Annotated in this window: 19 protein-coding genes; 18 read left to right on the top strand and 1 reads right to left on the bottom strand. The window is 55.5% G+C overall.

Annotated elements, in window-relative coordinates:
- The first annotated feature begins 222 nt into the window (after positions 1-222).
- Together recA and recX are read left to right on the top strand one after the other, a co-directional pair.
- Positions 223-1,299, top strand: coding sequence for a recombinase RecA (recA, locus tag ERD84_RS09485; RefSeq protein WP_130039371.1), 1,077 nt, complete (start codon positions 223-225; stop codon positions 1,297-1,299).
- Between the two features lie 55 nt (positions 1,300-1,354).
- Positions 1,355-1,870, top strand: a complete 516-nt coding sequence (gene recX / locus ERD84_RS09490) for a recombination regulator RecX (protein ID WP_130039372.1) — start codon at positions 1,355-1,357, stop codon at positions 1,868-1,870.
- Positions 1,871-1,885: 15 nt separating this feature from the next.
- Here recX and ERD84_RS09495 read toward each other — a convergent pair whose 3' ends face one another.
- Positions 1,886-2,806 carry a LysR family transcriptional regulator gene (locus ERD84_RS09495; RefSeq protein WP_130039373.1) on the bottom strand — a complete coding sequence of 307 codons (921 nt, stop codon included), beginning with the start codon at positions 2,804-2,806 and terminating at the stop codon, positions 1,886-1,888.
- A gap of 127 nt (positions 2,807-2,933) precedes the next feature.
- Between ERD84_RS09495 and metE the strand changes: the two genes are divergently transcribed.
- From metE to phnE, 16 genes are all read left to right on the top strand, one after another.
- A complete protein-coding gene (gene metE / locus ERD84_RS09500) occupies positions 2,934-5,228 on the top strand; it encodes a 5-methyltetrahydropteroyltriglutamate--homocysteine S-methyltransferase (RefSeq protein ID WP_130039374.1) in 2,295 nt (764 codons plus the stop codon).
- Positions 5,229-5,258: 30 nt separating this feature from the next.
- Entirely contained in the window at positions 5,259-5,831 is a 573-nt protein-coding gene (locus ERD84_RS09505; RefSeq protein ID WP_130039375.1) for a DUF2889 domain-containing protein, read from the top strand.
- A gap of 80 nt (positions 5,832-5,911) precedes the next feature.
- Positions 5,912-7,072 carry an ADP-forming succinate--CoA ligase subunit beta gene (gene sucC / locus ERD84_RS09510; RefSeq protein WP_130039376.1) on the top strand — a complete coding sequence of 387 codons (1,161 nt, stop codon included), beginning with the start codon at positions 5,912-5,914 and terminating at the stop codon, positions 7,070-7,072.
- 22 nt (positions 7,073-7,094) lie between these two features.
- The gene (gene sucD, locus ERD84_RS09515) at positions 7,095-7,976 is read left to right on the top strand and encodes a succinate--CoA ligase subunit alpha (RefSeq protein ID WP_130039377.1); all 882 of its coding nucleotides are present in this window, start codon (positions 7,095-7,097) and stop codon (positions 7,974-7,976) included.
- Between the two features lie 212 nt (positions 7,977-8,188).
- Positions 8,189-8,902 carry a TerC family protein gene (locus ERD84_RS09520; protein WP_130039378.1) on the top strand — a complete coding sequence of 238 codons (714 nt, stop codon included), beginning with the start codon at positions 8,189-8,191 and terminating at the stop codon, positions 8,900-8,902.
- Complete coding sequence (locus tag ERD84_RS16110) at positions 8,899-9,024, top strand: hypothetical protein (protein WP_257215250.1); 126 nt, start codon at positions 8,899-8,901, stop codon at positions 9,022-9,024. Before ERD84_RS09520 ends, ERD84_RS16110 begins: the two co-directional genes overlap by 4 nt.
- A gap of 7 nt (positions 9,025-9,031) precedes the next feature.
- Positions 9,032-9,979, top strand: a complete 948-nt coding sequence (hemC, locus tag ERD84_RS09525; protein WP_130039379.1) for a hydroxymethylbilane synthase — start codon at positions 9,032-9,034, stop codon at positions 9,977-9,979.
- 11 nt (positions 9,980-9,990) lie between these two features.
- Positions 9,991-10,806, top strand: coding sequence for a uroporphyrinogen-III synthase (locus ERD84_RS09530; protein WP_167667376.1), 816 nt, complete (start codon positions 9,991-9,993; stop codon positions 10,804-10,806).
- Positions 10,807-10,833: 27 nt separating this feature from the next.
- A complete protein-coding gene (locus ERD84_RS09535) occupies positions 10,834-12,243 on the top strand; it encodes a uroporphyrinogen-III C-methyltransferase (protein ID WP_130039381.1) in 1,410 nt (469 codons plus the stop codon).
- Positions 12,244-12,254: 11 nt separating this feature from the next.
- On the top strand, positions 12,255-13,787 hold the full coding sequence (locus ERD84_RS09540; RefSeq protein ID WP_130039382.1) for a heme biosynthesis HemY N-terminal domain-containing protein: 1,533 nt from the start codon (positions 12,255-12,257) through the stop codon (positions 13,785-13,787).
- Between the two features lie 36 nt (positions 13,788-13,823).
- Positions 13,824-14,360, top strand: coding sequence for an inorganic diphosphatase (ppa, locus tag ERD84_RS09545; RefSeq protein ID WP_130039383.1), 537 nt, complete (start codon positions 13,824-13,826; stop codon positions 14,358-14,360).
- The gene (locus ERD84_RS09550; RefSeq protein WP_130039384.1) at positions 14,361-15,059 is read left to right on the top strand and encodes a fumarylacetoacetate hydrolase family protein; all 699 of its coding nucleotides are present in this window, start codon (positions 14,361-14,363) and stop codon (positions 15,057-15,059) included.
- Between the two features lie 35 nt (positions 15,060-15,094).
- Complete coding sequence (locus ERD84_RS09555) at positions 15,095-15,226, top strand: entericidin A/B family lipoprotein (protein ID WP_130039385.1); 132 nt, start codon at positions 15,095-15,097, stop codon at positions 15,224-15,226.
- A gap of 191 nt (positions 15,227-15,417) precedes the next feature.
- Complete coding sequence (gene phnC / locus ERD84_RS09560; protein ID WP_130039386.1) at positions 15,418-16,254, top strand: phosphonate ABC transporter ATP-binding protein; 837 nt, start codon at positions 15,418-15,420, stop codon at positions 16,252-16,254.
- 75 nt (positions 16,255-16,329) lie between these two features.
- Positions 16,330-17,334: a phosphonate ABC transporter substrate-binding protein gene (phnD, locus tag ERD84_RS09565; protein WP_130039387.1), complete on the top strand. Its 1,005-nt coding sequence runs from the start codon at positions 16,330-16,332 to the stop codon at positions 17,332-17,334.
- Positions 17,335-17,400: 66 nt separating this feature from the next.
- A complete protein-coding gene (phnE, locus tag ERD84_RS09570) occupies positions 17,401-18,195 on the top strand; it encodes a phosphonate ABC transporter, permease protein PhnE (RefSeq protein ID WP_130039388.1) in 795 nt (264 codons plus the stop codon).
- Positions 18,196-18,224 lie beyond the last annotated feature (29 nt).

The following is an 18,224-nucleotide window of genomic DNA, read 5'->3' on the forward strand; positions in this document are numbered from 1 at the left end:
AGGAATACCCATTTTGGCACTATCGTTTAGGCCTGAACAGTCAGGGTTAACGATGTACTTTCCTGGTTATCTGTTTATTTATACAGTATAATTTGATGCAATAATCTCATTAACCGACAACAGCTGCGGCCGTAGTCAAAGTTATAAAGACAATATCCGTCAGCAAAAGCGGGCAGCTACAGCAGCTGCCTCATTAATTAGTTTTCCAGTCAAGGACCCTACATGGACGACAAAAACAGCAAAGCCGCCGGCGAGCGCAGCAAAGCACTGGCTGCCGCCTTATCTCAAATTGAAAAGCAATTTGGCAAAGGTTCGGTCATGCGCTATGGCGACGACACTGTTGAACACGACATCCAGGTCGTGTCTACTGGCTCACTGGGGCTTGATGTCGCCTTGGGCGTCGGTGGCCTGCCTCGCGGTCGCGTCATCGAAATCTACGGTCCCGAATCTTCGGGTAAAACCACCCTGACCCTTCAAGTCATTGCTGAAATGCAAAAAATCGGTGGTACTTGCGCCTTCATCGACGCTGAGCACGCCCTTGATGTCCAGTACGCCTCCAAGCTGGGCGTCAACCTGGCCGACCTGCTTATTTCCCAGCCCGATACCGGTGAGCAGGCCCTCGAAATCACCGATGCACTGGTTCGCTCGGGCTCGGTCGACCTTATCGTCATCGACTCGGTTGCTGCGCTGGTGCCCAAGGCCGAAATCGAAGGCGATATGGGTGACTCTCTGCCCGGCCTGCAGGCACGCCTCATGAGCCAAGCCTTGCGCAAGCTTACCGCCAACATCAAGCGTGCCAATTGCATGGTCATCTTCATCAACCAAATCCGCATGAAGATCGGCGTCATGTTCGGCAGTCCCGAAACCACCACTGGTGGAAACGCACTCAAGTTCTATTCGTCGGTGCGGCTCGATATCCGCCGCATAGGCTCCATCAAAAAGGCCGATGAAATCGTCGGCAATGAGACCCGCGTCAAGGTGGTTAAGAACAAGGTGGCTCCACCGTTCAAACAGGCCGAATTCGACATCATGTACGGTGGAGGCATCTCGCGCGAGGGCGAAATCATCGATTTGGGCGTACAGGCTGGCATCGTCGACAAGGCTGGTGCCTGGTTCAGCTATGGCGGTACGCGTATCGGTCAGGGTAAAGACAATTCCCGCGAATACCTTAAAGAACATCCTGAAATGGCGTTCGAAATCGAAAACCGCGTACGAGAGCAATTGGGCGTGGTGCCGCAAGTGGCAGCAACAGTATCAAAAAAGACTGTGCCAACACCAGATGACGAGCTCACCGACTAGCTTGCTGCTCGTCAGCCGGCCTTTACCGGTCGTCTTGCCAGAGTAAAAGTGCGCCATGCCATCAAATGACGACGATTTCGAAACACTGTCGCCCGACAATGCCAAGGCTGGCGCACCTAAAAAGGCCGGCCCTAGCCTCAAGGCCAGGGCCATAGGCTATTTGTCGCGGCGCGAGCACTCGCGCCGCGAACTAAGCCGTAAGCTCGCGCCTTTTACCGATGATCCCCACGAAATCGAATCATTGTTGAATCAGCTTGAACGTGAGAACTGGCTGTCCAACGAACGTTTCGCGCAAAGTTTGCTGAACCGACGCGCGTCGCGTCAGGGGGCCAGTCGCATCCTGAGCGAGCTCAGGCAGCATGGCGTAGACGATACCGCCATCGCAAGCATGGGGCAGCAACTCCAAGACACCGAGTTCGAACGCGCCCGCGCCGTCTGGGAAAGAAAGTTTGGCCAGCCTCCCAAGAATGCCAAAGACTATGCCCGGCAGTATCGTTTCCTGGCTTCGCGTGGTTTCGCAGCCGAATGCCTGCGACGCATACTCGGCGACATCCCTTACGGTAGCGACTAAGCCTGCTTGTGCATTCTAGTGGCGCGCAGCTTTTATTCCCGTCAGCGTCCTGAAGCAAGTATCGCGTGCTTGCTTCATAAAGGCTTGCAGATAATCCGCCTCGATGTCTTCGGAACGCATTGCGGCATATAACGTGCGCCATACGCCTTGCTGGCCCAGGTGACATATGTGTAGCCAACCCTGGTCCAGGTATTCGGTCAGGGCCCAGTTGGGCAGGGCGGCCACGCCACGCTGACCAGCTACCAGCTGCGCGATAATCGGCGTCAGCTCGGCCTTGCGCAAAGCAGCCGGCTCGACGCCCGCAGGGTCCAGGAACGCCGTGAAAACGTCCAGCCGCTGTCGTTCTACCGGATAGGTAATCAACACCTGTTCAGCCAGTTGCTCGGCCTCTATGTATTTGTGCTGAGCCAGTGGATTGGTGGCGGCCACCGCAAGCACTAGTTCGTAGCGAAACAAAGGCAGGTATTCAACGGCGTCTATCTCTTGCGGATCTGAGGTAATGACGACATCAAGGTCTCCACGCACCAGCGCTGGCAGCGGCGCAAACGAGAAGGCGGCTGACAAATCCAGTTCGACGTCCGGCCATTCGCGTCGAAATCCATCCAGGGCAGGCATAAGCCACTGAAAGCAGGAATGGCAATCGATGGCCAGATGAAGCCGGCCTGTTTTGCCGGCAGCCAGTTGTTGTAGCTCACGTTCGGTTGCTTTGATCTGTGGCAAGACGACGTCGGCCAGGGCCAATATGCGCAGAGCCGCAGTCGTCATCCGGGCTGGCCGCGTGCGACGATTCAACAGCGGCGTTTTAAGACGCACTTCGAGGTCGCGCAGTTGATGCGACAAGGCCGATTGGGTCACGTGCAGTCTTTCTGCCGCCTCTTGCATGCTGCCGGCATCTCGTATGGCGCTGAGGGTTTCCAGGTGACGTATTTCCAGCATAGGCTCAACTTATTTTATTTGATTGAGAGAAATTCATATTAAGTATGTTGAATTTGATTTTGTTTCACTAAATTGTATAGGCACAATAACGACAGTACAAATATTATTCATTAATCAAGAGAATAAAATGACAATTACTCATAATTTGGGTTTTCCTCGCATCGGCGTGCAGCGGGAATTGAAGCGTTCCCTGGAAGCCTATTGGGCTGGTAAGCAAACAGCTCAAGAGCTTGAAGCCACTGGACGCGAACTCCGTGCACGGCATTGGACCCTCCAGGCCAAGTCAGGTCTTGAATGGGTGCCAGTAGGCGATTTTGCCTGGTATGACCAGATTTTGGAGTGGACTTGTTTGCTGGGAGCCGTACCCGCGCGTTTTGGCCAGCCTTCCGATGAGCCGGTAGCGCTCGATACATTGTTTCGCCTGGCGCGTGGCCGTGCACCTAGTGGTTCGCCCGCTGCCGCATGTGAAATGACCAAGTGGTTCGATACCAACTATCACTACATCGTGCCAGAGCTCGCTCCAGAGCAGTCTTATCGCATCGCTCGCAGCTATCTCTTTGATCAGATTCGTGAAGCGCAAGCGTTGGGCCATAAGGTCAAGCCGGTCATACCCGGTCCTTTGACCTGGCTGTGGCTGGGCAAGGGGGATGCGTTTACGCAGGGAGCAGGGGATGCGGCCAAGCTGACCTTGCTCGAGAATCTTTTGCCTGTATATGCGCAGGTACTGCAACAAATCAAGGCGCTGGGGGTTGAGTGGGTACAGATCGACGAACCCATATTAGGACTGGATTTGCCTGAGGCCTGGAAACAGGCTTTCCAGTCAGCCTATGAAACCCTGGCCAAAAGCGGACTGCGCATACTGCTGGCCACTTACTTCGAGGATCTGAAAGAAAATGTCCAGGTATTGAAGGGCTTGCCGGTTGATGGCGTGCACATCGATCTGGTCCGCGCACCGGAACAGCTTGATCGCGTTCTGACCATATTGGATGATCGGCAAGTGCTATCGGCAGGGCTGATCAGTGGGCGTAATGTATGGCGCAGCGATCTCGACAAGGCGGGTGAGCTGATTCGCCAGGCAGCACGGCAGCTTGGTGAACGCCTGTGGCTGGCGCCGTCCTGCTCCTTGCTGCATGTGCCGGTCGATCTGGATGTCGAGCGTGACCTCGATGCCGAACTGCGCAGCTGGCTATCGTTTGCCACTCAGAAGCTGGATGAACTCAAGGTGTTGGCGGGTTCGTTGGCTGATACGACAGGCGCTGATACACAGTGGGCCTTACAGCAGCAGCGCCTAGCGTTGTCGAACAGAAAAAACTCCAGCCGGATCCATAATCCTGGCGTGCAGCAGCGCCTGAAGGCGTCCGTCGGCGTAGGGCGTGATCGTGCACCCTTCCAGCAGCGTATTGCCGGCCAGCAAAAAAAATTGGGGCTGCCCAGTTACCCAACCACCACCATAGGCTCGTTTCCGCAGACGCCGGAAATCAGGGTGGCGCGTCGTGACTGGAAGCAGGGGGCGCTCAGTGATGCCACCTATGAAAAGGCCATGCGTGCCGAGATCGAGCAGGTCATCCGTTTTCAGGAAAAAATCGGGCTGGATGTGCTGGTGCATGGCGAACCCGAGCGCAATGATATGGTCGAGTACTTTGGCGAGCTTCTGGGCGGCTTTGCCTTTACCCAGAACGGTTGGGTGCAAAGCTACGGTTCGCGTTGCGTGAAACCCCCCATTATTTTTGGTGATGTGGCTCGCCCGGCAGCCATGACGGTTGCCTGGTCGGCCTATGCGCAATCCTTGACTGACAAACCGGTCAAGGGCATGCTTACCGGGCCAGTCACTATATTGCAGTGGTCTTTTGTTCGGGATGACCAGCCGCGCGCCACTACTTGCCGGCAATTGGCCCTGGCCCTGCGGGATGAAGTCACCGATCTGGAGGCGGCTGGAATTACGGTGATCCAGATCGATGAGCCGGCATTTCGCGAGGGCCTGCCATTACGGCGTACAGACTGGCAGGCCTATCTGGACTGGGCTGTGGACTGCTTTCGTCTGTCTACGGGCGGTGTGCAGGACGATACGCAAATCCATACACATATGTGCTATTCGGAGTTCAATGACATCATTGAATCGATCGCCGCCATGGATGCCGACGTCATCACCATAGAAACGTCTCGTTCCAACATGGAACTGCTGGGCGCATTCGAAGATTTTCAGTATCCCAACGATATTGGGCCTGGGGTCTACGATATCCATTCACCCAATGTGCCCAAGCTTGAATGGATGGTTGGCCTGATGAAGAAAGCGAGTGGGCGATTGCCTGCCGAGCGCTTATGGGTAAATCCCGACTGCGGCCTGAAAACCAGGGGCTGGCCCGAGACCGAGGCGGCTTTGCTGGCCATGGTCAAGGCAGCAGAAACACTGCGTTATACTTAGAGGGTTTATCGCAATCCATCTTCTCCACACATGCCTTTGCCGTCTCCCGATATCGCCCGCGAGCCACTGCATACGCGTTCCATACGCGTAAACTCGTATGCGCGGGAAGACGGCCAGTGGGATCTTGAAGCAGAGCTTATCGACACCAAGGCTTATGACTTCCCAAGGCACGCTGGCGCCATACATTATGCGGGCCAGCCCATCCATCACATGCATCTTCGCATCACGATCGACGAAGCATTTACGATCACAGCGGCAGTAGCTGCTTACGATGTGGCCCCCTATGCAGAGAACTGTTCCGGTATTGCGCCCGACTATGCAGCGCTGGTGGGCATGAATCTGCTGCGCAACTTTCGGCAATCGGTCAAAGACCGGTTTGCACGAGTGGCCGGGTGCACTCATATGACCGAACTGTCATATGTCTTGCCTACTGTGGCTGTGCAGACTATGTCCAACCGGCGGCGCCAGGAGCAAGAAGCCGACCCTCAGAAAAAACCTTTCCAGCTTTCGGGTTGTCACGCCTTGCGGCTTGACGGGCCGGTTGCGCAAGAGTTCTATCCGCAGTGGTATGTAGCGCCCAAGGTGGAAGCAAAATGCGAGTAGGCAACTCTCAACAGCGAGCAACGGCGCCTTCATGCGCTGGCGAACGCATTCTTTTATCTTTACGTTCTGACAGGTAATAAATGAAAATTCACGAGTATCAAGGCAAGGAACTGCTGAAGAAATTTGGCGTGACTGTGCCACGCGGGATTCCTGCTTTTTCCGTCGACGAAGCCGTTGCAGCTGCCGAAAAACTGGGCGGGCCGGTTTGGGTCGTCAAGGCGCAAATTCATGCAGGTGGTCGTGGCAAGGGCGGTGGCGTCAAGCTGGCTCGCTCGCTCGATGAAGTTCGCCAACTGTCCTCCGAAATACTGGGCATGCAGTTGGTCACGCACCAGACCGGGCCTGAAGGCCAGAAAGTAGGCCGCCTGTATATCGAAGAGGGCGCCGACATTCAGCAAGAGTATTACCTGTCCGCCGTAACCGACCGCGCCACGCAGAAAGTGGCTTTCATCGCTTCCAGCGAAGGTGGTATGGATATCGAAGAGGTTGCTCATTCCTCTCCCGAAAAAATCATCACCGTAATGGTCGATCCGCTGAAAGGCTTTACTCAGGCCGATGGCGAAACGCTGGCCAAGGGCGTGGGCATGCCGGCCGATTCCGTGGCCCAGTTCATCGATGTGTGCCAGAAGCTCTATGCCTGCTACATGGAAACCGATGCCTCGTTGGTAGAAATCAACCCCTTGAATCGCGATAGCAAGGGCAATATCATTGCTCTCGATGCGAAATTCAACTTCGATTCCAACGCACTGTTCCGTCATCCCGAGATCGTTGCCTATCGCGATCTCGACGAGGAAGATCCTGCCGAAATCGAAGCCAGCAAGTTCGACCTGGCTTATATTCAGCTCGACGGCAATATTGGCTGCCTGGTCAACGGTGCGGGTCTGGCCATGGCAACCATGGATACCATCAAGCTGTTTGGCGGCGAGCCGGCCAACTTCCTTGATGTTGGCGGCGGCGCCACGGCAGAAAAAGTCACCGAAGCCTTCAAGATCATGCTCAAGAACGAGGGTGTCGAAGCCATTCTGGTCAACATCTTCGGCGGCATCATGCGCTGCGATGTTATCGCCGAAGGCGTAATTGCCGCGTGCAAGGCTGTCAATCTCAGCGTGCCGCTGGTCGTCCGCATGAAGGGCACCAACGAAGAGCTGGGCAAGAAGCTGCTGGCCGAGTCGGGCTTGCCCATCATCAGCGCTGACACCATGGCTGAAGCCGCGACCAAAGTCGTAGCCGCCGCGAAATAAGAATATTGCCAAGGATTTGTAAATGTCGATTCTGATCAACAAAGACACCAAAGTCATCACTCAGGGAATCACCGGTAAGACCGGGCAATTCCACACTCATATGTGCCGCGAATATGCGAATGGCAAAGATGCTTTCGTAGCAGGGGTGCATCCCAAGAAAGCCGGCGAAAACTTCGAAGGCGTGCCTATTTTCGGTACGGTCAAAGATGCCAAGGCTGAAACCGGCGCAACCGTTTCCGTTATTTATGTGCCACCAGCGGGTGCCGCGGCAGCCATCTGGGAAGCTGTTGAAGCTGATCTGGATCTGGTCATCTGCATTACTGAAGGGATTCCCGTACGCGACATGCTGGAAGTACGTAATCGCATGCGCGACCAAAACAAGAAAACCTTGTTGCTCGGACCAAACTGCCCGGGCCTGATTACCCCAGACGAGCTGAAAATCGGCATCATGCCCGGTCACATTTCCCGCAAGGGCCGCATAGGCGTTGTCAGTCGCTCGGGTACGCTAACCTACGAGGCTGTTGCGCAACTGACCGAACTGGGTCTGGGCCAGTCCACTGCGGTGGGTATCGGCGGCGACCCCATCAATGGCCTGAAGCATATCGACGTCCTTCAAATGTTCAATGACGATCCCGATACCGATGCAGTAGTCATGATTGGTGAAATCGGCGGCCCCGACGAGGTCAATGCTGCTGAGTGGGCCAAAGACAACATGAAGAAGCCGGTGGTTGGCTTCATTGCGGGCGTGACGGCTCCTGCCGGCAAGCGTATGGGCCACGCCGGTGCCCTGATTTCCGGGGGTGCTGACACCGCCGATGCCAAGCTTGAAATCATGGAAGCTTGCGGTATACGCACAACTCGCGATCCATCCGAAATGGGCAAGCTGCTCAAGTCGGTGTTGTAAGCTAAATAGGGGCCTGCCACTGGTGGGCCTCTTTATCGCGTTCCACGACGCGAATCACATGGTCGGTTTTTGGTTTCGAGACGGAACGTGTGCGCAGGGCCTTGCGGCGAACCTCATAAACAGCTGAATTATAATGGCCCGTTTTTTTACCTCGACGTACAAAGTACGGCCAGGTATTTCTTCTATACGCCTTAGATTAAAACGGACAAAAAATGCTTGAGTTCTTTCAAACGCTCCATTGGGGCGCCGTGTTTCAGATCATCCTGATCGATATTCTGCTTGGGGGCGACAACGCGGTCGTGATTGCCCTGGCTTGCCGCAATTTGCACCAAAAGCAGCGCATGCAGGGTATTTTGTGGGGTACGGCGGGCGCCATCATTCTTCGTGTGCTACTGATTGCCTTTGCACTGACTCTGTTGGGCATCCCATTTCTTAAACTGGTCGGCGGCGCACTGTTGGTCTGGATCGGCGTGAAGCTGCTGATTCCCGATGAAGATGAGCACGGCAATATCAAAGGCGGAAGTTCCATATGGTCGGCTGTCAAAACCATTCTGATCGCCGACTTCGTCATGAGTCTGGACAATGTCATTGCCATTGCAGGCGCGGCCCAGAACACACACCTGGATCATCAGCTGTACTATGTGATCTTCGGCCTGATCGTCAGCGTACCTATCATCATCTGGGGCAGCACGCTGGTCCTGAAGCTGATCGATCGTTTCCCAATAGTGGTTACTCTCGGCGCAGCGCTGTTAGGCTGGATTGCCGGCGGTATGCTGGTTACTGATGTGTTCGTTGTTGAACAGTTTGGCCCCATTTCCAATACGACCAAGATCGCTGCTGAAGTGATCGGCGCTATATTGGTGGTGGTGTTGGGCAAATGGCTGGGATCGCGCAAGGCATCCGCACCCAAGGAAGAAAACGCATGAGTTTGTTCAAATCGTCAAAAGGCAAGGAACAGCCAGATTCCGGCCTATCTTTGCTGCAAGGCTTGGGTATTTTGGCCTTGATTGGCATTATTGCCGCCGTCCTGCTCAACTATTTTGCATAGCGCCCGCATGTCGGAAGCTCCAGCAAAACTAGTTATTGCAACCCGTGCAAGCCGGCTCGCCCTGTGGCAGGCCGAGCACGTGCGGGATCGGCTGCAAACCTTATATCCGCAATGTGAGGTCAGCTTGCTGACCATGACCACGCGTGGCGATCAGATTCTTGACCGTAGTCTCTCCAAGGTCGGAGGCAAAGGCTTATTTGTCAAGGAACTTGAAACGGCACTGCTGGACGGGCGTGCAGACCTGGCGGTTCATTCGCTCAAAGATGTTCCTGTCGATATGCAGAGCCCTTTTGCGTTGTCGGTCATACTAGAGCGTGATGATCCCCGCGATGCTTTTGTGTCCAACGAGCACGCCTCGCTCGACGAGCTGCCGGCAGGCAGCGTGGTGGGTACGTCAAGTCTGCGCCGTGAGGCACAAATACGTCAACGTTACCCGCAACTTCAGGTCCAGCCTCTGCGCGGCAATCTGGATACGCGCCTGGGCAAGCTTGATCGTGGCGACTATGCAGCAATTATTCTCGCGTCTGCAGGCTTGCGACGCCTGGGCATGCAGGCTCGCATACGCAGCCACCTGAGTCCAGAGCAAAGTTTGCCGGCGGCGGGCCAGGGTGCGCTGGGTATCGAAATCCTCGAGGCGCGCACTGATATGCAAGCTTGGTTGGCCCCACTGGCTGATCCTGATACGACAGCATGCGCATTGGCTGAGCGAGCCGTTTCCCGGGTTCTGGGCGGGTCTTGCCAGGTTCCCTTGGCTGCGTTTGCCCAGCGCGATGGCGATACCTTGATGGTTCGCGGCCTGGTGGCCGAACCAGACGGTTCGCGCATTATTCGAGCTCAGGCTTCGGGCGCCATAGGGCAAGCCGAAGAACTGGGCGTATGCATAGCCAACGAGCTGCTGCAAAACGGCGCACGCATCATACTAGACCGGCTCCTGGCATCTGGCCCAGCCGCCTGAGAGGCCTTACCGTGTCGACGACGGCGATTAGGGCGCGTGTTGTACTGACCCGGCCGCAAGAAAAAAACGAAGCCCTGGCCGTGCGCCTCGCGGCTGCTGGCTTGCCGGCTTTGCTGTTGCCGGCCCTACGCATTCGGCCTTTGCCGTCCGGCCCAGCCAGTTTGCCCGTACCAGCAGATTACGATCTTATTGTCTTTGTGAGTGGCCACGCTGGGCAGTTTTATCTGCAGGCATTGGCCAGGCATGGCTGCGGCGATTCATGGCCTGCCGGTACGCTTGCTGCAACGGTGGGTGTTGCCAGTGCTCAAAAACTGAAAGACAGCGCTTGCATTCCTTCAGAACAAATCATTCATCCGGGGCATCACACCCACCAGGATTCTGAAAGCCTGTTGCGATTGCTCGAGCCACGCCTTGCGTCCATGAGCCGTGTGCTTATCGTGCGTGGCACCCATGGCAGGGAGTGGCTGGGCTCGACACTGGAGCAGGCTGGCCTGGAAGTTGCCAGGCTGGCCATGTATGAGCGAATACCGGAACAATGGAGTGATCTTCAGGCGACACAGTTCGAGCGCGCCTTGAACGCTACGCCTCCTGTGGTGTTATTGCTGACAAGCAACGAAAGCGTGGTTGCGGTACATAACAATATACGTCGGCTGGGTATGGAGCATGCCTGGAGGCAAACGCGCTTCGTGGTCATTCATGAACGTATTGCCAGACGTTTACAATCGACCTTTACGGCATCTGGTAAGGTAGAGCCACCGATGGTAAAAATATGCCAGCCGGATGATGATTCCATTTTCCAGGCGATCATACAGGCCGCATCGCTTTGAGTAAGCTCCTAGGATTACAATCTCGCCATGACTGATAAAAAAACCGAGATCTCGCAGGCATCTTCCGCGTCCAAACCGGCCGTTACTGAGCCGGCAAGCAGCGCAGCCAAGCCCGAGCCTTCCAAATCAACGAGCACCCCTCAAGCCGCTACATCGGGGCCGGGTGCTGCCGCCGGCAAGGCAGGCAAACCAGGCCCATCCACCAGCGTGCCCCCGCCGCCTGTGGCCAGCCGCAAGCGGCGTTCGCCCTGGCTACCAGCATTCATTATTGTGCTGGTCATTGCCGCAGCACTGGCCTTTGCGCTCTGGTATCAGCAGCAGCGCTTCGAGCAGACCAATCAACAATTATTCAGTCAGGTTCAAAGTAGCAACAGCTCCGTCAATCAGGCGCTTGATCAGGCCAGGCAGGCACTTGCCCTGACGCAAGAGCAATCGGGGAAGATTTCGACACTGGAAAGCGCTCTGAGCCAGTTCCAGGGGCAAGTTGATGGCCTGGACCAGGCTTTCCAGACCTTGACCGACAGCGGTTCCGACCTGGTCCTCATCAACGATGTAGATCATCTGGTCACTATTGCACAGCAGCAGTTGCAGCTTGGCGGCAACGTGGCCAATGCGGTCATTTCGCTTGAAACAGCGCAGGCACAATTGGCTCGCGCCAATCGTCCAGGTTTGGCTTCCCTGCAGCAAACACTCAATGGCGATCTCGACCGGCTGCGGGCGACGTCCACGGTTGATATTGCCGCCTTGTCCGCCCAACTCGATGAGCTTAGTGGCTTGGTCAGTGACGCTCCCTTGCTGGTACCTGACGACGCGGCACCAGAACCAGTCCCCGCACCCGATGCACCTGCCTCGACAACGTCTTCATCCGGCGCCTCCGACTCGCCAGCAGATCCCGCCGTACCGTGGTGGAAGCAAGGCTTGAATACGGCACAATCGTGGTCAGCAGACGCCTGGAACTCTGTGCGCGAAGACCTGGGTCAGTTCATTATGGTGCGACGTGTTGATGATGCTGCGGCGTTACTGATGTCGCCAGACCAGGCAACACGTTTTCGTGAAACCTTGCGCTTGCGTGTCATGACGGCCCAGCTGGCGCTCATGATGAAACAACCCAAAATCTGGCAGGCCGAAACCGCCGCTCTGGTCAAATCCATAGAAACCCGTTTCGACGAACGCTCTCCGCAGGCTCGCCAGGCACTCAAAATAGCCCGTCAAATGGCCGATACCACTATCGACGCCGAGCTACCCACCGTCGACAATACTTTGCAAGCTCTCGAGGCTTTGCGGGCGGAAAGAGTGTCGCAAAAAGAGCAAAATGCTGAGGGCGTACCCTCAGATGTCCTGCCAGCCAGTCAAAGCCAGGAAGCGTCCGATACTGCTCTGCCAAGCCAGGAATCCACCCCGGTCACTGACTCGGTGGCCGAGACGCTTGGATCATAAGGGGTAATGGCATGAGAACCTGGTTCTGGACCCTGTTGGTGCTCGCCGCTGCGGTAGGCCTGGCCTTGCTGCTGCGTGAACATAGTGGCAATGTGCTGATCGTTGCACAGCCGTGGCGCGTCGAGCTTTCCCTTACGCTCGCCGTATTGCTGATATTGGCCACTTTCATTATTTTGTATTGCCTGCTGCGGGTATTGGCCTGGATAGGCGTGCGGCCTGAGCGTTTCCGCTCGTGGCGTAGCCGCCGTTCACAAAAGCGCGAGCACGAGCTGCTTGAGAACGGCTGGATCAATGTGCTTGAAGGTCGTTACCCCGATGCAGAAAAAGATCTGTCCAAGCTATTGAGCCGCAGCAAGTCCAAAAGCCGTAAAGTCCTGGCCGGCCTGGCTTCGGCCAGAGCGTCGCAGCACATGGGCGAATATGGGCGCCGCGATGAGGCCCTGACGCTGGCTCGCCAGAATGCCCAGGACAACCCGCGTCTGAGCGAAGCTACTGCCATCGTGGCGGCAGAAATGTATCTTGACCAGAATCGCCCGCAAGATGCGCTGGTGCTGTTGCAGCCATTACAAGATGCCACCACGCGCTACTTCCATGCCACCCGATTATTGCTGCGTGCGCACAGGCAGTTGCGCAATCACGATCGTGTCTTCGAACTGACACGCTTGTTGTCGCGTCGTGGAGTCCTTGAAAAATCCGAAGCCGTGCAATTGATCGAGACCTCGGCTGCCGCGCGTTTGCGGGCTGGTGGTGCCGAAGGCTTCAAAACCATTTGGTCTGATCTTAAATCCGATGAGCGGGCATTACCCGATGTTGCCTTGGCTGCGGCTGATATCCAGGCGGCACAAGGCAATATCGATGAGGCTTCGAAGATTCTCGAGGCAGGCATATCGGCACGTCTGGAACCACGCCTGCTCAATGCCTATTCGCAATGTCCGGCAGAGCATGTGGCTCGCCGGCTGAGCAAGGCCGAAGACTGGCTCAAATCGAACCCGGACGACTCGGCTTTGCTGGCGGCGCTGGGCAATTTATGTCTGACTGGCCAGCTTTGGGGGCAGGGCGAGCGTTACCTTCTGCGCAGCATGAAGATACGTAGCGATATGCGGATTCATGCGCTGCTGGGCAATCTGTACGATCGGCTCGGTCGTCCAAAAGATGCCATGACGCACTGGCGTTTGGCCTCCGGCGTGGCCGGTGTGCTGCCGGTGCTTCCGTCGAGCCGGTTCTTGCCTGCCGCCGATACACGTGGTGATCCAACCCTGGTCGATGTCGAACGTCTGCCTCCTGAAGCTCAGGTGTTGCGTGACATGCACGTACCCCTGGCTGCCAGTGCCGCTGACTTCGTCAATGACGATGACTTTTCTGATACCGATCATCGCGCAGGTCCTTCCAGCGTTGATCCATCCGCATCCTCAGCAAAGGCTGTTCAGCCACCGGCCGCCAGCGAAGACAGTTATCTGGACGAATATTTCGATAGCGCCCCGATTCCCGGCGTTGATCTGTCGCAAACCTCAGACCGCCCGCGGCAAGACTCCGGTCACGATTGATTTTTTATTGTTTTTATCCTAAAGGTTAGATTAAGCATGAGCTTGGACCGAGTACCCGCGGGCAATAAATTGCCTGAAGAATTCAATGTCGTTATCGAAATACCCATGAACGCCGATCCGGTCAAATACGAAGTCGATAAAGACTCTGGCACCGTATTTGTTGATCGCTTCATGCTGACGGCTATGCATTACCCATGTAATTATGGCTATATTCCTCAAACCATTTCCGACGACGGCGATCCTGTCGATGTCCTGGTATTGGCTCCGTTCCCCATACAGGTGGGCGCCGTAGTTCGCTCACGGGCTATTGGCGTGCTGCAGATGGACGACGAAGCAGGTGGGGATGCCAAACTGCTGGCCGTGCCCGTAGACAAGCTTTATCCTCCGTATCGCAATATCAAGAGCGCCTCTGATTTGCCCGAAGAAGAGCTGGCCCGTATCCAGCACTTCTTCGAGCACTATAAAGATCTGGAAAAGGGCAAATGGGTCAAGGTCAAGGGCTGGGACGGCCCTGAGGCAGCCTGGAAGGAAATCAGCGATAGCGTAGAGCGTTACGCCAAAGGAGCAAAATAAATGGACACCGTCATACCTGCTTTGCCGGTTTCGGCGCTGTCGGTAGCTGGCTCAAATGCTGTGTTTCCGGTCAGGCGTGTCTATTGTGTTGGGCGTAACTACGCCGAGCATGCCAAGGAAATGGGCTTTACGGGTAGGGAAGATCCATTTTTCTTTTGCAAACCCGCCGACGCGTTAATGAATGTGGCTGATGGCGAAGTAGGCAATATGCCTTACCCGCCCAAAACGTCCAACTTGCATTACGAAATTGAACTCGTCGTGGCACTGAGCAAGGGCGGCCGCGATCTGACCGTTGAAGAGGCGGCTCAGTGTGTCTGGGGCTATGCCATTGGTCTGGACATGACACGGCGTGATTTGCAGGGCGAAGCCAAGAAGCAAGGACGCCCCTGGGAAGTCGGCAAGGCTTTTGACCTGTCAGCACCCATAGGTCCGCTGCACCCGCGCGACAAGACCGGCACTCTGAATACAGGAGCCATTTCGCTGAGCGTGAATGGCGAATCCAGGCAGTCCAGCGACCTGTCGCAAATGATATGGAATATTGCCGAGTCCATTTCGTATTTGTCGGGCCTGTTTGAGCTGAAAGCTGGTGATATTATCTTTACCGGCACCCCCGAAGGTGTAGGGCCGGTTGTTGCAGGCGACACTATGGTGGGCGCTGTCGCTGGCCTGGGTGAGCTGCGAGTCAAGATAGCAAACTAAACACCACAAAACCTCATGTCAAAGAAGGAATCGTTATGACGAAGAAAATTCTGGCCTTATTTGCTCTGACGGCATGTCTGGGCATGGTCGGTTGCACCAATACCGTCGAAGGGGCGGGAGAAGACATCAGCAAAGCAGGTAATGCCATTTCCAATTCCGTGAAGTAGCATCACCACTACAAACGCCTGTATCAGGCGGTTTGTCATCAAAAAGCCGGGCTCTTGCCCGGTTTTTTTTGTCCTCAATCATTTGCCAGGTCATAAAAATGTCATGACTGATTAATCTGCTGGTCATCTGCACTTTCTAAGATGCTGTCCTGTAAGGCGTTAGTCGCCCGGATTTTTTTAGGATGTCATCTATGCACCCAGCAATTCATGTCACAGGCTTGAACAAAAGCTTTGGCGGCAAGCAAGTGCTGTTCGATTTGGGTCTGGCCGTCGAGCCAGGCGAAATGGTTGCGCTGATTGGCGCATCGGGTTCAGGTAAATCGACCCTGCTGCGGCACTTGGCGGGCTTGGCCTGCGGCAATAGGCACGATAGCAGCTCCATACGGGTTTTGGGCCAGTCGGTCCAGGCGGAAGGTCGCCTGAATGGGCAGGTACGCCGTTTGCGGGCCGAAATAGGCTATATCTTTCAACAATTCAATCTGGTGGGCCGATTGAGCGTACTCAGCAATGTATTGCTGGGACGTTTGGGTCGCATGCCACGCTGGCGAGGCTCGCTGGGCTTGTTCAGTCAAGAAGAAAAGCAACGCGCCATGGCCGCGCTGGAAAGAGTGGGGCTGGCCGAATACGCTCATCGTCGCGCCTCTACCTTATCGGGTGGACAGCAACAACGAGTGGCGATTGCCCGAGCCCTGACCCAGGAGGCTGAAGTGATTCTGGCCGATGAGCCCATTGCCTCACTTGATCCTGAATCGGCACGCAAGGTCATGGATATTCTGGCCGACATCAATGAGAAAGATGGAAAGACGGTCGTGGTAACCCTGCACCAGGTGGATTACGCCGTGCGCTATTGCGAGCGTGTTGTCGCACTCAAGGCAGGCCGCATTCATTACGACGGTACGGTGCAGGCACTAAGCGGCACATTCCTGAATGATCTGTACGACGGTGACCTTGATACCGGCCTATTGTTGCCCGTCCGCGAGCAACGTCAGCGGGACATACCGCTCCCCGTTTCTTTAATTGCCGCCTGATGCGCCTTGGGCGCCCCAGGTTTTTTTGTGTTGACTTGTCTAGACAGGTGCCTTCGGCACCGCAGGAGTAGCAATATGTTCAAAGGTGTTCGCAAAGCGCTGGTAGCCACCGCGGTTACTGGCATGTCCTTTTTTGCTGTAGCTCATGCAGCGGAACTCAAGGAATTGAATTTCGGGATCATTTCAACGGAATCGTCCCAGAACCTGAAGTCGCACTGGGATCCCTTCCTGGCCGATATGAGTAAACAAACCGGCATGAAGATCAATGCCTATTTTGCGCCTGACTATGCCGGCATCATCCAGGGTATGCGCTTCGATAAGGTTGATGTGGCCTGGTATGGCAACAAGTCTGCCATGGAAGCTGTTGACCGCGCAGGTGGTGAAGTCTTCATGCAAACCGTGGCGGCCGATGGCAAACCGGGTTACTGGAGCCTGTTGATTGCGCATAAAGACAGCCCCATCAATTCGGTCGAAGACATGCTCAAGAACGCCAAGGATCTCAACTTTGGCAATGGCGATCCCAACTCGACCTCGGGCTTTCTGGTCCCTGGCTACTACGTATTTGCCAAGAATAACGTTGAACCCAAGAAAATCTTCAAACGCACATTGAATGCCAGCCATGAGGTCAATGCATTGAGTGTTGCCAACAAACAGGTTGATGTTGCCACCTTCAATACCGAGGGTATGGATCGTCTGAAAGATACGAATCCCGAGAAGGCAGCTCAGTTGAAGGCAATCTGGAAATCACCCCTGATCCCCTCCGACCCAATAGTGTGGCGCAAGAATCTGCCTGAAGAAACCAAGCAGAAGATACTGGCTTTCTTCAAGAATTACGGCGCCAATCAGCAAGAGCTGGACATCTTGGCCGGCTTGCAGTGGGGCAAGTTTCGTGTTTCGAGCAACGACCAGTTGTTGCCCATCCGTCAGCTTGAGCTGTTCAAGCAACGCAGCCAGGTTGTCGCCGACACCACGCTGAGTGACAGCGATAAGCAGGCAAAGCTTGCCACGCTGGACGCTGATCTTGAAGAGCTGGCCGTCCGTATGGATGAGCTGGACAAGAAGTTGGCCAACGCCAAGTAATCCCCCGGCATTCTTGCGCGTCATGGTGACGCGCAAGAATGCGCAGACTCAAACACGGTTTTTTTTATGACAAGTTTGGTATCTACTCCTTTGTCCTACCGGGCGCCCAAGCGTTCGTGGTCTCAGTGGTTTGCCTGGGGCATGCTGGCCTTGATCCTTGCCTGGTCATGGGAGGGGGCTGAAATGAACCCCGCCATGCTCTGGCGCGATGCCGATAATATGCGGACCTTTCTCGCCGATTTTTTTCCTCCGGATTTTCGCAACTGGAAGTTCTACATGAGTGAAATGCTGGTCACCATACAGATCGCTGTATGGGGGACAGCACTGGCGATTGTGTGCTCCATACCTCTGGGCATATTGTGTTCTGAAAACATCACGCCGTGGTGGATTTGCCAGCCGGTGCGCCGGATCATGGATGCCTTTCGTTCCATCAACGAAATGGTCTTCGCCATGCTGTTTGTGGTGGCCGTAGGCCTGGGGCCGTTCGCGGGTGTGATGGCCTTGTTTATCGGTACGACGGGTGTGCTGGCCAAGCTATTTGCCGAGGCGGTCGAAGCGATAGAACCAGGCCCGGTGGAAGGCGTAAGAGCAACCGGCTCCAGCAGTCTGCAGGAGGTCATCTACGGTGTGATCCCTCAGGTGCTGCCATTGTGGATTTCCTATTCGCTTTATCGCTTCGAGTCGAATGTCCGCTCGGCCACAGTCGTAGGCATGGTAGGGGCGGGCGGCATAGGAGTGACCTTGTGGGAAGCCATACGAGGGTTTCAGCTAGCGCAGACTTGCGCCATTCTCATCATCATCATTGTTGCGGTGAGCATCATCGATATCGTGTCGCAGCGTTTACGCAAGCATTTCATTTAAACAGGAGCCAGGCGGTCCGTCCGCCTTTC

The sequence above is a fragment of the Pollutimonas harenae genome (genome assembly GCF_004153685.1).
In the GTDB taxonomy this organism is placed as follows: Bacteria; Pseudomonadota; Gammaproteobacteria; order Burkholderiales; family Burkholderiaceae_B; genus Pusillimonas_C; species Pusillimonas_C harenae.

Bases quoted from the DNA above. Each gene is read 5' to 3' on its own strand.
- recA (WP_130039371.1), top strand. From the start codon at position 223: ATGGACGACAAAAACAGCAAAGCCGCCGGCGAGCGCAGCAAAGCACTG.
- recX (WP_130039372.1), top strand. From the start codon at position 1,355: ATGCCATCAAATGACGACGATTTCGAAACACTGTCGCCCGACAATGCC.
- ERD84_RS09495 (WP_130039373.1), bottom strand. From the start codon at position 2,806: ATGCTGGAAATACGTCACCTGGAAACCCTCAGCGCCATACGAGATGCC.
- metE (WP_130039374.1), top strand. From the start codon at position 2,934: ATGACAATTACTCATAATTTGGGTTTTCCTCGCATCGGCGTGCAGCGG.
- ERD84_RS09505 (WP_130039375.1), top strand. From the start codon at position 5,259: ATGCCTTTGCCGTCTCCCGATATCGCCCGCGAGCCACTGCATACGCGT.
- sucC (WP_130039376.1), top strand. From the start codon at position 5,912: ATGAAAATTCACGAGTATCAAGGCAAGGAACTGCTGAAGAAATTTGGC.
- sucD (WP_130039377.1), top strand. From the start codon at position 7,095: ATGTCGATTCTGATCAACAAAGACACCAAAGTCATCACTCAGGGAATC.
- ERD84_RS09520 (WP_130039378.1), top strand. From the start codon at position 8,189: ATGCTTGAGTTCTTTCAAACGCTCCATTGGGGCGCCGTGTTTCAGATC.
- ERD84_RS16110 (WP_257215250.1), top strand. From the start codon at position 8,899: ATGAGTTTGTTCAAATCGTCAAAAGGCAAGGAACAGCCAGATTCCGGC.
- hemC (WP_130039379.1), top strand. From the start codon at position 9,032: ATGTCGGAAGCTCCAGCAAAACTAGTTATTGCAACCCGTGCAAGCCGG.
- ERD84_RS09535 (WP_130039381.1), top strand. From the start codon at position 10,834: ATGACTGATAAAAAAACCGAGATCTCGCAGGCATCTTCCGCGTCCAAA.
- ERD84_RS09540 (WP_130039382.1), top strand. From the start codon at position 12,255: ATGAGAACCTGGTTCTGGACCCTGTTGGTGCTCGCCGCTGCGGTAGGC.
- ppa (WP_130039383.1), top strand. From the start codon at position 13,824: ATGAGCTTGGACCGAGTACCCGCGGGCAATAAATTGCCTGAAGAATTC.
- ERD84_RS09550 (WP_130039384.1), top strand. From the start codon at position 14,361: ATGGACACCGTCATACCTGCTTTGCCGGTTTCGGCGCTGTCGGTAGCT.
- ERD84_RS09555 (WP_130039385.1), top strand. From the start codon at position 15,095: ATGACGAAGAAAATTCTGGCCTTATTTGCTCTGACGGCATGTCTGGGC.
- phnC (WP_130039386.1), top strand. From the start codon at position 15,418: ATGCACCCAGCAATTCATGTCACAGGCTTGAACAAAAGCTTTGGCGGC.
- phnD (WP_130039387.1), top strand. From the start codon at position 16,330: ATGTTCAAAGGTGTTCGCAAAGCGCTGGTAGCCACCGCGGTTACTGGC.
- phnE (WP_130039388.1), top strand. From the start codon at position 17,401: ATGACAAGTTTGGTATCTACTCCTTTGTCCTACCGGGCGCCCAAGCGT.